Raw genomic sequence first — 14,222 nt, 5'->3', positions numbered from 1 at the left:
CGCAAAACTCCACAGTCAGAACGGGAGATTGCGCTTCTCTTATGCCTGATTGCGGATCAGGTCCAAAAGATCAGGATTAAATTCTTTCCCGCGCAGCATATCAATTTCAAATTGGTATGGGGGTTTTTTATCTTTTTTATCTTCACCTACATATGGAGTCTCAAGAATTTTCGGCACATTGACAAGCTCGGGATGATGAACGATGTGATTTAATGCCTTAAATCCGATATGGCCAAATCCGATGTTCTCATGGCGGTCCTTGCGGGCTCCGGAGATATTTTTGCTGTCATTAATGTGCAGCACCTTCAGTCTGTCAAGTCCGATAATAGAATCAAATTGCTGGAGGACACCATCAAAATCATTAATGATATCATAACCGGCATCATGTGTATGACACGTATCAAAACAAACGGAAAGATGCTCATTATGAGTGACACCCTCAATGATCTGTGCGAGTTCTTCAAATGAACGGCCGCACTCTGAACCTTTTCCGGCCATTGTCTCAAGAGCAATTTGAACATTTTCTTCCCGATCCAGTACTTCATTGAGTCCTTCAATGATTTTTTTTATGCCTATTTCAGAACCCGCTCCAACATGAGCACCTGGATGCAGAACAATTTGTTTTGCTCCAATAGCATGGGACCTGTCCATTTCAGAACGCAAAAATTGCACGCCAAGTTCGAATGTTGCAGGGTTTGTTGTATTGCCGATATTGATGATATAAGGTGCATGAACAACTATATCCGCAATCCCATTTTCCCGCATATGGGCCTGTCCAGCTTCAATATTCAGCTCTTCAATTTTTTTTCGTCTAGTATTCTGAGGTGCCCCAGTATAGATCATGAACGTATTCGCACCGTAAGAGACTGCTTCCTCACTTGCAGCAAGCAGCATCTTTTTCCCGCTCATTGATACATGTGAACCTATTTTCAGCATCTATTCTCCTCCTACTTGCGCTTTTGATTCAATCTTCTTTGACGTTTTTTAATTTCGTCCATTTCTCTTGTCAGTTTCTTTTTGTATCCCGGTTTTACACCTTTAGGTTTTCTAACCTTGCTTTTTGCCATTTGATCGACGCCATCTGAAGGCCTTACGCGCTTTTGTCTGCGTTTGCGGTCCTCAACTTTTTTCCACTCGCCGTTTACAAGATCCTGATTTTCAAATTCAATCCCTAATTTTTCGAGGGTAATTAACGCATCTTCATTTGCCGGCTCATAGATCGTTGCTGCAATACCGGAATAATCTGCACGTCCTGTACGTCCCACACGATGAATGTAAAAATCAAGATCACTTGGAAGCTCAAAATTAATAACGTGGCTTACTCCGTCAATATCTATGCCTCTTGAAGCAAGATCAGTTGCTACCACATACTGATAATCAAGATCATTAATTTGCTTCATCATTTTTTTGCGGTCTCTTGGTGATAGATCGCCGTGAATACGCCCGACTTTAAAGCCTTTAGCAATCAGTCCGTCTGCAACCTCATCCGCTTTTTTCTTTGTGTTGGTAAACACAATAGCTAAATAAGGATTGTAGTTTTTCAGCATTTCAAATAAAAGAGTTGTTTTATTGCGGTGTCGCAAAGGCACTAATACATGCTTGATTTTTTTCGCTGTTGCCTGCTTTGGGGCAACGTGGGTAAATTTAGGGTTTTCCATATATTTTTTCAGGAAAGGCTTTAATTTTTCAGGAATTGTAGCTGAAAAAACAAGGATCTGAAGTTTTTCCGGCATATTTCCGCCGATTTTATCAACGTCTTCAATGAATCCCATATCAAGCATAAGATCTGCTTCATCAACAACTAATGCTTTTGCCTGATGAACAAAAAGAGCTTTTTCAGCAATTAAATCCTTAATTCTTCCAGGCGTTCCGATGACAAGCTGAGGCTGGCTTTTCAGTTTATCAATTGTTCGCTGCTTGTCAGTTCCGCCAATAAAACATTTTGCTGAAATCGTTTCATTTTCCGGTGCAAATTTAAGAATATGCAAGGCGTCCTGGTAAATTTGATTGGCCAGTTCTCTTGTAGGGGCAGTTATCACAGCTTGTACGTTTTTATTAGAGGGATCAATCCTTTGAATAAGAGGCAATAAATAAGCATGTGTTTTCCCTGTGCCTGTTTGTGATTGCCCTATTGCTGTTTCCCCTTTTAATAGTGAAGGGAATAAGCGTCCTTGTATTTCAGTCGGTTCATAAAAACCCAGCGCTTTGACAGCATCTATAATAAAAGGCTTAAATGGAAACTGAGTGAACTTAGTTTGTTCCATGTTCATCATCTCCTTGATGAGTAAATTAATAAAATAGGCTCTATTCTAAGACCTTGCTGTTTTTCGAGCGTTAACCCTGAAAGTTTATCCCGGCAAAAGGTTTCATTTATAACACTTTATTAGAAAAGAGCACAGATCTAATAAAGGAAGGGAAATATTCTTTTTGCGAAGTACAACAATTCTTGCAATAACAGCCAAAAAATAAGACACGGTTGTCCATCAAAACATTATATACGATTTTAGAGAAAAACTCCAATCGAATCCGCCTATTCTTTCAGACGCGCAAACCTTTTAAGCTGATTCTGCATATTGTGTAGGTAGTATACGCGTTAGTTTAAAAGGAGGATCATCATGTTTCAGCAAAGACCTATGCCTCCAATGTCTTCTAGAGGATTTGGGCCTCAAAGAATGCAAATGGGCGGTCAGCCGTTTTCAAACCAGCCTTTTGGAAATCAGCAAGCAAGGGGATTTGGACCGCCTCGTTCCTTCCAGCCGTTCGGACAGCAAATGGGACCCTTTTCAACGCAGTTTGGACAGCAGGGATTTGGCGGACAGCCGTTTGGCGCGCAGCAATTCGGTCAGCAATTTGGACAGCAGGCTATGGGAAGAGGAAGCGGCATTAAAGGAATTCTTTCAAGATTTCTTCCTGGCGGCGGTCAAGGTGCCGCAAGTGCTGCCAATGCAGCCCAGGGTCTGCAGGGAATAACCAATCCTGCCAATTTATCAAGCATGCTTGGAAATGTACAGAAAGTTCTGGGCATGGCTCAGCAAGTTACACCTATGGTTCAGCAATATGGACCCCTGGTCAGGAACCTTCCTGCCATGATTAAAATTTACAGTGAATTAAAAGGCGGAGGTTCGGCGGACGCGGAAAGCTCAGAAACGAATGAAGAAACGATCTCAACTGAAGTTTCAAGTGCCACATCAACTGATCCTGACACAGCTGTCATCAGCTCCCCTAAGAAAGCAGTACAAGAAGAACCGGTGCAAGCACCAGCTGTAAAAGGCGCATCTGCTCCAAAGCTTTATATCTGACATTCCTCTTTGTATTCTTGTGCAGTCTCCGCTATAATAATAAGAGATTACGAGAGCCAAAAGCCATTCTTTGGCTTTTTTCTATTCACTCTCGAACTTCTCTCTAGGAGGATCCTTTAATGGAAGTAATTAAGATTGCACCGCGGGGATATTGCTATGGTGTCGTTGATGCCATGGTTATTGCAAAGAATGCCGCTTTAGATAAAACTTTGCCAAGGCCTATTTATATATTGGGCATGATTGTTCACAATAAACACGTTACTGACGCTTTTGAAGAAGAAGGCATTATTACATTGGATGGCAGCAACCGCATGGAAATACTTGAAAAAGTAGAAAGCGGCACCGTTATTTTTACTGCCCATGGTGTTTCTCCGGAAGTCAGAAAAATCGCTTCTGAGAAAGGCCTTGTTACGCTTGATGCCACATGCCCTGATGTGACAAAAACACATGATTTAATTCGTGAAAAAAAAGCACTGGGCTATCATGTGATCTACATTGGGAAAAAGTCGCATCCTGAGCCAGAAGGAGCTGTTGGTGTAGCGCCTGATATTGTCCATTTGGTTGAAACAGAAGAAGATGTTGATGCTCTAACTTTCCAGAACGATAAAATTGTCGTCACGAATCAGACGACAATGAGTCAATGGGATGTTTATGACATAATGGAGCGCGTGAAAGAAAAGTATCCCCATGTAGAATATCATCAGGAGATTTGCCTTGCTACACAAGTTCGCCAGGAAGCTGTTGCTGAGCAGGCAAAAGATGCTGACCTTACGATTGTCGTCGGGGATCCAAAGAGCAACAACTCAAACCGGCTTGCACAAGTTTCGGAAGAAATAGCAGGGACAAAAGCCTACAGAGTATCAGATATAAGTGAACTTAAGCTTGAATGGTTTGAAGGCGTAAAAAAAGTTGCGATTACTGCCGGCGCCTCAACTCCTACGCCTATTACAAAAGAGGTCATTCAATTCCTTGAAAAGTATGATCCGGAAAATACGCTCACATGGAACATCCAGCATAATGTTCCTCTGCAAAAAATACTGCCGAAAGTTAAAGCAGTCAAATAATACTCAAACAAAAACGCTGGGATCAATCCCAGCGGTTTTTCATGTTAAACAAATGTAAATGGATCTGTATGAATTTCTGAGGGGAAAATACTGACCTCAAATTTCTTTTCTTCACACATAGAAAGCATCAGGTCTGTTACCCCTTTTTTCATGACTTTCTCTACATTATGACCAGGATCAATGATATTTAAGCCCATCATCATGGCATCATGTGCTACATGATAATAAAGGTCACCTGTAACATAGGCATCTGCTCCCTTGCGTTTTGCCTGATGGATGTATTTATTTCCGTCTCCCCCGAGCACAGCGACTCTCCGTATCTTCGCATCCTTATCCCCTACCATTCTTACACAAGGAACATCCAGCATTTTTTTCACATGCTCTGCAAATTCAGTTAAAGACATTTCATTTTCAAGCAAACCTACACGTCCTAAACCTAAAGCTTTGTCATGACCTTCAACTGGAAAAAGATCAAAGGCTGGTTCCTCATATGGATGAGCTTTCAGCATAGCGGAAACAATCTTTCGCTGCTTGCTTGCCGGAATGATCGTTTCAATTCTCTCTTCTTCTACAAACTCCATTTTCCCTGATTGTCCAATATAAGGATTAGTTCCATCAAGAGGAAGAAAGCTTCCAGTCCCGTTTGATGAGAATGTACAGTGACTGTACATCCCAATATGGCCTGCACCTGATTGCCCCAGAACAGCCCTTACATCGTCTGCATGATCTTTAGGTACATAGACGACCAGCTTCTTCATTTCTTCCTTATAGGTATCAGCAAGGACCTCTGTGTCTGTTAGCTGGAGAGCCTCTGCCAGTAAATCATTCACACCGCCTGCAGCAACATCTAAATTGGTATGTGCTGCGTAAACAGCAATGTCGTGTTTAATGCATTTTTCAAGCAGGGCGCCTCCCGGCTGATCTGTCGTCAGATTTTTAAGAGGCCGGAAAATTGGCGGATGATGAGCGATAATTAAATTCGCATTTTTTTCGATTGCTTCATCAACTACTTCATCGAGAACATCGAGAGCAATCAACACGCCATGAATAGGTTTATTCAAAGTTCCTATTTGCAGGCCAATCTTATCGCCTTCCATGGCATATTCTTTTTTCGAAAACGATTCGAACAATTGGATGATTTCAAAGCCGTTTGGTATTTTGCTCATTTCCTTGTAACCTCCTCAAGCATTTCAATCAACTCATTCAGTTCTTTCTTCTTAGCTTCATTCCCAGGGCTTGGTGCCGCACTTTCTAAACTAGTTAAAATCCGTTTGTTATGCTCAATTTCCTGCGTCCATTTCTTTAGGAACGGTTCTGTTTTCTCACCCATCAAAAAAGGGCCGACAAGCAAGCCTATTTGCAGGCCTGTATGCTGATATGGAGCATTTGCTTCGCCTTTTTCAGCTACAAGAATCTCATAGATCTTTCCGTCTTCTTCCAATATTTCTTCATTAATCAGTTTCCAGCCATTGTTAAGAAGCCATTTTCTTACATGATGTGCATGAATATTGGGCTGAAGAATCAGCCTCTCTGCTCCGGCTAATTTTTCTTTTCCCGCTTCAAGGATCTTTTCAATTAATGCACCGCCCATTCCTGCAATTGTGATGCACGTTACTTCATTAGGATCAATGACATCGAGCCCGCTACCTAAACGAACTGATATCACATCCCCAAGTCCGCTTTTTTGGACTTGCTTCTTGGCAGACTGGAACGGCCCCAAAACGACTTCCCCGGCAACAGCTGAAGCTGCCAAGCCGTTTAAAATGGCGTAGCAGGGCAAGTAAGCATGATCAGAGCCAATGTCAGCAAGCACAGCATTCTTTGGTATATAATCAGCTACAGTTTTTAGCCTATTTGATAAATTAACTTCATTCATTTTAAACCACCACATTCTTATGTTCTTTTAATTCGATCTCTCTATATAATAAGAAAAGTCCTCCGCAGATGCAAAGGACTTTTCTTTTTCGCTTAAATGCAACGATTTATTTTTAAATTACTTTCGTGAAAAACTATTTGATTTTAGAAACCCATTCTGCCATCTCGTCCAGTTTTTCATCAGGAACTAACCCGGCCGGCATGTTTCCTCGGCCATTTTTAATCGTTTCTTTAATTCCGTCTACGCCGAGCTTGTCCCCAACCCCTTTAAGAGCAGGACCGGCACCGCCTTCGTAATTCTCGCCATGACAAGAAACACAGCTTTGCTTGTAGATTTCCTCTGGTGAAGCGTTTGCAACTTCTCCCGATTTATCTTCCTCTTTACCTTCTCCAGCCATTTCTTTCATATCGCCGAGCCCTTTAATAGATAAGAAAAACATAAGGCCGATTCCGATTACGGCAACTAAAGCAAATGGAATTAGTGGATTGCGATTCATTATGTAACCTCCCCTATGTAAAAATCTTGAAATGCAGGTAAACGATAGATTTAAACAATCTCTATTTTACTTTAAAATTTGTGGAAGTAAAAGACTTATTGTATAAGTTGGGCTATTTTTCAAAAATTAGTCAAAAAAACTTCATCAATTAAGATGAAGTACCTGTTTTCACTTGATTAGTAAGGATAAAAATTTGCATGAATCGCTCAGGCTCCTAGGCCAGAACGGATCTGAAAGTATTGGCACTTTTTGCCAACACTTTCAGATTCTTTTTAGTCTGCCTGCGCTAAACGTGCGCTTGCGCTATTCTCATTCGTCAGCAGCCAATAAGCCTTGCAATAACCATCCGCTGAACTTCGCTTGTGCCTTCGCCGATTTCAAGCAATTTAGCATCTCGCAGATATCGTTCAACATGATATTCTTTCATGTAGCCATACCCGCCGTGAATTTGAATGGCCTGATTTGTCACCTCTGTACACATTTCAGATGCAAACAGCTTGCAAAAAGAAGCTTCCTTCGTAAATGGTTTGCCCTGATCCTTTAACCAGGCTGCTTTATAAACCATTGTTCGTGCTAAATCAATTTTCATGGCCATGTCAGCAAGTTTAAATTGGATCGCCTGGAATTCACTTAATGTTTTTCCAAATTGCTTTCTTTCTTTGGAATAAGCTAATGCTTTTTCAAAAGCTGCCTGTGCAATTCCAACTGCCATAGCGCCAATTCCAATTCTTCCGCCGTCTAAAGTCTTAAGAAACTGCCTGAAGCCATCCCCTCTTTTGCCAAGAAGATTTTCTTCTGGAACGAACACATCTTCAAGGATCAATTCTGTTGTATTTGAAGCATTCAATCCCATTTTTTCATAATTATCAATCACCTTGAACCCCGGTGCATCAGTAGGAACAATTAATGCGCTTATCTCTTTTTTTCCTTCTTTGCGGTCTGTAATGGCCGTCAAAGCCAGAAACTTTGCGTAAGAGGCATTTGTAATATAACATTTATTTCCATTTATCTTAAATTGACCATCCTGCAGAACCGCTTCGGTCTGAGTGCCTCCCGCATCTGAACCTGCATTAGGCTCAGTCAGTCCAAAGGCACCAAAAGATTCGCCTGAGCAGATTTTTGAAAGATACGTTCTTTTTTGCTCTTCTGTTCCAAACATATTAATAGGAGCTCCGCCTAATGAAATATGGGCAGAGTATGTAATTCCGGTTGAACCGCATGCTTTGCTGAGTTCTTCCGTAACAATTGCGAAACTGATTGTATCTGCGCCGCTTCCTCCGTATTCTTCTGAAAACGGCAGGCCAAGCATTCCCATTTCACCTAGCTGCTGAAAAATTTCTGCTGGAAATTGCTTCGTTTTGTCTCTTTCAAATGCCCCTGGCTCAACAACTTCTTCTGCAAACTCTTTGATGGTTTTCTGAATCATGCGCTGTTCTTGTGATAGTTCAAAATTCATGTTATCCCTCCGTTTTGAATACGCTTACATATTAAATTATAAAGTGTAACGCTCTGTTTTCACAACTTTTTAAATTTTTTATTTAATTAAAAAATATTTTTCTTTCCTGTTTTATTTTAAAAAGGCTTCTCCATGAGAATGCCAATCTTAAGGATTTGTCAGTAATTTCAAGGATTTACAAAGCAGGATAAAGAAGTGAGATGGTAAATTTCAGAGGTGAAAAGAGTTTATAAAAGCTCAAAATTTTCTGAGGGTGATTTGCAAATTAAATAACAATTAAGTAAAATAAATGAAAAGAAGATGTAATAATGAAATTTATTGTTACCGCTGTCAAAACTATTTTTTATAAAAAAACAAAAAAAAAGCGAACAAAAGTCCGCTTTCTATTCTAAGAAATCTTTTAATCGTTTGCTTCTGCTTGGGTGGCGCAGCTTGCGAAGTGCCTTTGCTTCAATTTGACGGATGCGCTCTCTTGTAACACCAAAGACTTTACCTACTTCTTCAAGTGTTCTTGTACGTCCATCATCCAGTCCAAAACGAAGACGCAGCACGTTTTCCTCGCGGTCTGTCAGTGTATCAAGCACATCTTCAAGCTGTTCTTTTAACAGCTCATAAGCCGCATGTTCGGAAGGAGAAGTTGCATCTTGATCCTCAATAAAATCTCCAAGATGTGAATCATCTTCTTCACCAATCGGTGTTTCAAGAGATACTGGTTCTTGTGCGATTTTTAAAATCTCTCTTACTTTATCAGGAGTCAGGTCCATATCTTCTGCAATTTCTTCAGGAGAAGGTTCTCTGCCTAAATCTTGAAGAAGCTGACGCTGAACACGAATCAACTTATTGATTGTCTCAACCATGTGCACAGGTATACGAATGGTTCTGGCCTGATCAGCAATTGCTCTTGTAATAGCCTGACGGATCCACCATGTAGCATAGGTGCTGAATTTAAAGCCTTTGCGGTAATCGAACTTCTCTACAGCTTTCATTAAGCCCATATTGCCTTCCTGGATAAGATCCAAAAACAGCATTCCGCGTCCTACATATCTTTTCGCGATGCTTACAACAAGACGAAGGTTTGCCTCTGCAAGTCTTCTCTTCGCTTCTTCATCGCCTTCTTCTATGCGGTTTGCAAGCTTAATTTCTTCATCTGCAGTTAAAAGATCAACCCGGCCGATTTCTTTCAGATACATACGAACAGGATCGTTAATCTTAACACCTGGAGGCACACTTAGATCATTTAAATCAAATTCTTCTTCCTTTGCCAGCTGCTGTATGTTAGGATCATCGGTCGATTCATTATCACCTACTAATTCAACACCCTGCTCGCCAAGGTACTCATAATACTCATCCATTTGGTCTGATTCGATTTCAAAGCCCGCCATGCGCTCAGCAATCTCTTCGTATGTTAAAACTCCACGTTTTTTTCCGATTTCTGTTAATTGGTCTTTTGCTTGTTCCAATGTCAATTCAGAATCATGGGTTTGTTTATCAGCCATTGGATCCCCTCCTTCCAAACTCTTGCAATTAATCCTTTATGTGAATGTGCTAATTGATAGTTGAAACCGATTAGCCGCAATGAATCTCTGTGTTTTGCGCAAGTCAAACATCTGCCTTCATTTAAGATCGCGCTTAAGTCTTATGACTTCCATAGCGATGTTAGCAGCTTTGACAAAATCCTTCTTGCGCTCTGCTTCATGCTTTTCAGCTTCTTTTTCTTTTATCATTAACCAATTTTGGTGATTCAACACCTGTTTGATATAATCTGACAGCTCCCGCTCGGATATTTCTTCACTTACCGAGAGCATGGCTATATCTGAAACAAACTGGTGAAGCTGATTGTCCGGCAGTTTTCTCAGGAACGAGCTTACACTTGCCTCATTTCCTTCTTCATAATAAGCATATAAGTAAGTTATAATCGCTCTGTGCTCTTCTATATTGAACTGAAGTCCTATACGGTCAAGCACTTTTTGTGCAATGTCCTTATTACGCAGCATATGCGCTATAAGAAGTCTTTCAGCATTATGAAATGCCGGCAAAAGACGTTTTTGCTTTGGCTTCATCAAATGCTGGACAGGGGCACTCTTCTGCTGCTCCTTATTGTGTTCAGGCTTTTGGCCAGATCTTTTGTCCTGCATTTGACTCTTTAAAACATCCATTGATAACGAAAATTCTCCGGACAGCTGTTTTAAATACAGTTCGATTTCTACAGGATTCTCAAGCTGGCTTAGTTCTTTCAGTATGTCTTCTATATACTGCAGCCGTTGTCCTTCATCCTGAAGATTTTTTCCTTTGCGGAAAACCTGCATTTTAAATGCCATTAACGTAATGCTTGCCCCTATTACATCTTTTTTGAACTTTTCTGCACCGAATTTCCGGATGTAGTCATCAGGGTCTGTTCCATCAGGCAGCGCGGCAACTCTCAGTTTACAGCCGGCAGCAGCAAGTGTCTTAGATGCTCTTAATGTTGCTTCAAGTCCTGCAGAATCAGAGTCAAAACAGATTATAACATCTCCTGCATTTCTTTTGATGATTTTTGCCTGAGCTTCAGTCAGTGATGTGCCCATCGCTGCAATCGAATGCTGCACATCTGAACGGACAGCGGAAATAACATCGGCAAAACCTTCAAATAAAACAACTTGCTGATTTTTGCGTATATGTACTCTTGCTTGATGAAAATTATAAAGAACTTTGCTTTTGTTAAAGATAGGCGTTTCAGGGCTGTTCAGAAATTTGGGCTGCTCTTTTCCAAGCACCCTTCCTGAAAAGGCAATGGTACGGCCGGTATGATCCAAGATAGGAAACATGATCCGATTGCGAAAACGGTCCAGATACCCATCAGAGGAGCTTTTCTTAACAAGCAGACCGGCTACTTCCATCATTTGCTGATCATAGCCCCGTTTAGTTAAAAACTTGGCGACGAAATCCCAGGAATCAAGCGCATAGCCAATTTCAAACTGCTCAATTGTTTCTTTGGCAAAGCCTCTTGCTGTTAAATAATCGTAGGCAGCTTGCCCTTCTTTAGTGTTTACAAGCAAATGATGATAAAACTTCTTCAGCAGTTCATGTGCTTCAATCATTTTTTCATCATCGCTGTTTGCATCTTTTGGCAAAACGGCATTAAGCTGATCAGGAAGATCAATATGCAGTTTGTCAGCAAGTGCCGAAGCTGCTTCAACAAATGAATAGCCTTCAATTTGCATTAAGAATGAAAAGACGTTCCCGCCGGCGCCACATCCAAAGCAATGATAGATCTGCTTATCATGTGAAACGGAGAACGATGGTGATTTTTCGCCATGAAATGGACAAAGCCCAAAATGATTTCTTCCCTGCTTCTTCAATTGAACATATTCACTGACAACATCCACGATGTCTGCCGATTGCTGAATCTTATCGATTATTTCATCGGGAATTCGATTTCCCATACCAACAACTCCGTGATACAAATATTCGCGATTTAACCACTAATTCCTGCATCTTTCGACAAAATCTTTTCCAAAGTAAAAATAAAACTGTCTCTGTCTGACTGGGTAAACTTTTTGGGGCCTTTTGTATGCTTTCCGCCTCTGCGTTCTTTCGCAGAAAGATACCTGAACTCTAGAGCAAGCTCAATATTTTCTTCTGTATACTGTTTACCCCGGGGTGTCATAACTATAACCCCTTTTTTCAGCAAAAGACCCGCAAGACCAATATCCTGCGTCACAACCAGATCACCGCGGCAAGAGTGATTAGTGATGTATAAATCAGCAGATTCTTTGCCGGTGTCCACATAAACCCAATCATATCCGTATGTATTTGATGTTTTGTGATTGTATGAAGCAACAAACAGGACATTGATCTGGTATCGGGCAGCAAGGTCAGCAATTTCCTGCTTTACAGGACATGCATCTGCATCGACAATTATCTGCATCTTTTTTTCGTCATCTTTCACTATTCTACATCACTCCGATAGATTCCTTCTTAACCTTTTAGAAAAGATCGCATGGAAAACGAGACTGAATTTGTCGAATTATTTTTCATCGATTCACTTGACAGATCACAATAAATAGTTTATTCGTTCTTGGTCAAGTCTAAACCTAAAATAAGTAATTTTATCACAATTTTTTATTATAATACAAAGTCTTTAAATTTTCCATTCTTTTTCACGAACTTAAATTGTTATTTTCAGGACATAGTATTTTATTAGCGCTTCAGCCAAAACAGAACTTGGGACATATATAAAACTCAGAGCTTCTGCTTCTCTGAGTTCAATATTTTTGCACTGATCTTCAGTTATACCTGTTCATGATATTTTGGATCATGTTAGCCGTTTCCTCAACTGCTTTATTGGAAACATCGATTACCTGACAGCCGATCTTATCAATAACCTTTTCAAAGTATTCAAGCTCCACTTTGATTCTGTCGATATTCGCATAAATAGCTTTATCATTCAGGCCGAGAGAGATTAATCGTTCTTTTCTTATGTCATTTAATTTATCAGGGCTGATTTTAAGGCCGATGCATTTTTTTGGAGAAACTTTAAATAGCTCCTCAGGAGGTTCGACTTCAGGAACAATCGGCACATTCGCAACTTTAAAGCGCTTATGGGCCAAATATTGGGACAGCGGAGTTTTTGATGTCCGTGATACTCCAACAAGAATAATGTCTGCTTTCATGATTCCGCGGGGATCACGTCCGTCATCGTATTTAACCGCAAATTCAATGGCCTCTACTTTTTTGAAGTAATCTTCATCAAGTTTACGGACTCTGCCAGGTTCATATTTTGCATTAATTCCATAAGCAGATTCCATTTTATCTATTAATGGGCCGATGATATCATAGTAGACCACACCTTGAGAATTCGCTTCATTAATCAGTCCCTGTCTAAGCTCAGGAACGACTAGAGTAAAGCACACAATTGCCTGCTCAAGTTTAGCGAGCGCCACCACTTCTTTTATTGTGCCTAAATCTTCAACATAAGGAATTCGTTTGATTTTTGTATCCGCAGTATTTCCATTAAATTGGCTGATCGCTGCTTTTATAACAAGTTCAGCTGTTTCGCCTACAGAATCTGATACAACATAGACATGGCGATTTTTCATACCATTCCTCACTCCCCTTGCTAGATGATTTCATTCTCAGCTAATCCGACCAATATCTTCGTCATATTTGTTTTAGTAATTCTTCCAGTTACTTCAAAGCCCTTTTCTGTCTCTTTGATGACAGGAATGGCGTCTATTTGCTTGTTTATTAAAAATTTCGCAACATCCATGATGTAATCCTCGCGCCTGCACATCGTAATATTCGGCATTCTTGTCATGATGATATTCACAGGGATAGATGCAAGCTCCTGCTTTCCGATGCTTGCACGGAGCAGATCTTTCCGGGACAATACTCCAACAAGGATAGACCCTTGATCTACAACAAATAACGTCCCGACATCTTCAAGAAACATTGTAACAATTGCATCATAAACAGATACATTCTCATTCACTACAACCGGAATGGACTGGAAATCTTTCACCTGCAATTTTTTCAGTTTATCTGAGAGAAGTCCTGCGCCTGTTTTGCCTGTATAAAAATAACCGACCCTTGGCCGCGCTTCCAGATATCCTGCCATTGTCAGTATTGCGAGATCAGGACGAAGAGTTGCCCTTGTTAAATTCAGCTGATCGGCAATATGTTCACCTGTAATTGGCCCGTTATCTTTTACAATTTGCAGAATATGTTCCTGCCTTTTATTAAGTTCGATTCTACTCACCGCCTTAAGGTTCCAATACGTATGTATGAAGCGTTCTAATTTCCGATGGTTAAATAGGTTATACTATATAAAAATATTATATACTATTTGGACAGATTGAAAAGAACCTTTGGGAAAAAAGAAAAGCGGAACCGACCGTTTAGCTCTGACAGACAGATAAGGATCAGCCAGTAAAGGCGCTTTTTGCCTTTGCTGGATGAGCCGTTCTGGCCGAAGAGCTGGGAGGTGAAGCTGGACACCAAGAAAAGCGGAACCGACCGTTTAGCTCTGACAGACAGATAAGGATCAGCCAGT

14 protein-coding genes are annotated in these 14,222 nt (G+C 40.6%); 2 read left to right on the top strand and 12 right to left on the bottom strand.

Annotation, left to right across the window (positions count from 1 at the left end; translation table 11 throughout):
- Positions 1 to 39: 39 nt before the first annotated feature.
- Together ABEQ24_RS10675 and ABEQ24_RS10670 are read right to left on the bottom strand one after the other, a co-directional pair.
- Positions 40 to 936: a deoxyribonuclease IV gene (locus tag ABEQ24_RS10675; RefSeq protein WP_430006783.1), complete on the bottom strand. Its 897-nt coding sequence runs from the start codon at positions 934 to 936 to the stop codon at positions 40 to 42.
- Positions 937 to 947: 11 nt separating this feature from the next.
- Positions 948 to 2,264 carry a DEAD/DEAH box helicase gene (locus ABEQ24_RS10670; protein ID WP_430006782.1) on the bottom strand — a complete coding sequence of 439 codons (1,317 nt, stop codon included), beginning with the start codon at positions 2,262 to 2,264 and terminating at the stop codon, positions 948 to 950.
- A gap of 351 nt (positions 2,265 to 2,615) precedes the next feature.
- Between ABEQ24_RS10670 and vrrA the strand changes: the two genes are divergently transcribed.
- A complete protein-coding gene (vrrA, locus tag ABEQ24_RS10665) occupies positions 2,616 to 3,299 on the top strand; it encodes a VrrA/YqfQ family protein (RefSeq protein ID WP_430006781.1) in 684 nt (227 codons plus the stop codon).
- 119 nt (positions 3,300 to 3,418) lie between these two features.
- Entirely contained in the window at positions 3,419 to 4,363 is a 945-nt protein-coding gene (locus ABEQ24_RS10660) for a 4-hydroxy-3-methylbut-2-enyl diphosphate reductase (RefSeq protein WP_430006780.1), read from the top strand.
- A 44-nt stretch (positions 4,364 to 4,407) separates the two neighbouring features.
- Here ABEQ24_RS10660 and ABEQ24_RS10655 read toward each other — a convergent pair whose 3' ends face one another.
- The 10 genes from ABEQ24_RS10655 to ABEQ24_RS10610 form a co-directional block, all read right to left on the bottom strand.
- Positions 4,408 to 5,529: a Nif3-like dinuclear metal center hexameric protein gene (locus ABEQ24_RS10655; protein WP_430006779.1), complete on the bottom strand. Its 1,122-nt coding sequence runs from the start codon at positions 5,527 to 5,529 to the stop codon at positions 4,408 to 4,410.
- Positions 5,526 to 6,239, bottom strand: coding sequence for a tRNA (adenine(22)-N(1))-methyltransferase (locus ABEQ24_RS10650; RefSeq protein WP_430006778.1), 714 nt, complete (start codon positions 6,237 to 6,239; stop codon positions 5,526 to 5,528). Before ABEQ24_RS10650 ends, ABEQ24_RS10655 begins: the two co-directional genes overlap by 4 nt.
- Before the next feature lie 133 nt (positions 6,240 to 6,372).
- Positions 6,373 to 6,735 (bottom strand): cytochrome c550, encoded by a 363-nt coding sequence (gene cccA / locus ABEQ24_RS10645; protein WP_430006777.1) that lies wholly within the window; start codon positions 6,733 to 6,735, stop codon positions 6,373 to 6,375.
- A gap of 316 nt (positions 6,736 to 7,051) precedes the next feature.
- A complete protein-coding gene (locus tag ABEQ24_RS10640; protein WP_430006776.1) occupies positions 7,052 to 8,191 on the bottom strand; it encodes an acyl-CoA dehydrogenase family protein in 1,140 nt (379 codons plus the stop codon).
- A gap of 383 nt (positions 8,192 to 8,574) precedes the next feature.
- Positions 8,575 to 9,687: an RNA polymerase sigma factor RpoD gene (gene rpoD / locus ABEQ24_RS10635; protein WP_430006775.1), complete on the bottom strand. Its 1,113-nt coding sequence runs from the start codon at positions 9,685 to 9,687 to the stop codon at positions 8,575 to 8,577.
- Between the two features lie 117 nt (positions 9,688 to 9,804).
- Positions 9,805 to 11,613, bottom strand: a complete 1,809-nt coding sequence (dnaG, locus tag ABEQ24_RS10630) for a DNA primase (RefSeq protein ID WP_430006774.1) — start codon at positions 11,611 to 11,613, stop codon at positions 9,805 to 9,807.
- A gap of 32 nt (positions 11,614 to 11,645) precedes the next feature.
- On the bottom strand, positions 11,646 to 12,098 hold the full coding sequence (locus tag ABEQ24_RS10625) for a YaiI/YqxD family protein (protein ID WP_430006915.1): 453 nt from the start codon (positions 12,096 to 12,098) through the stop codon (positions 11,646 to 11,648).
- 358 nt (positions 12,099 to 12,456) lie between these two features.
- On the bottom strand, positions 12,457 to 13,269 hold the full coding sequence (locus tag ABEQ24_RS10620) for a pyruvate, water dikinase regulatory protein (RefSeq protein WP_430006773.1): 813 nt from the start codon (positions 13,267 to 13,269) through the stop codon (positions 12,457 to 12,459).
- A 20-nt stretch (positions 13,270 to 13,289) separates the two neighbouring features.
- Entirely contained in the window at positions 13,290 to 13,928 is a 639-nt protein-coding gene (locus ABEQ24_RS10615; protein ID WP_430006772.1) for a helix-turn-helix transcriptional regulator, read from the bottom strand.
- A gap of 83 nt (positions 13,929 to 14,011) precedes the next feature.
- On the bottom strand, positions 14,012 to 14,222 hold a 211-nt coding region (locus ABEQ24_RS10610; RefSeq protein ID WP_430006771.1), incomplete at its 5' end, for a hypothetical protein.

This window comes from Metabacillus idriensis, from assembly GCF_050483325.1.
Taxonomy (GTDB): domain Bacteria; phylum Bacillota; class Bacilli; order Bacillales; family Bacillaceae; genus Bacillus_P; species Bacillus_P idriensis_A.
Note: the sequence above shows the minus strand (reverse complement) of the source record. Positions and strands in the feature narration are given on the sequence as shown.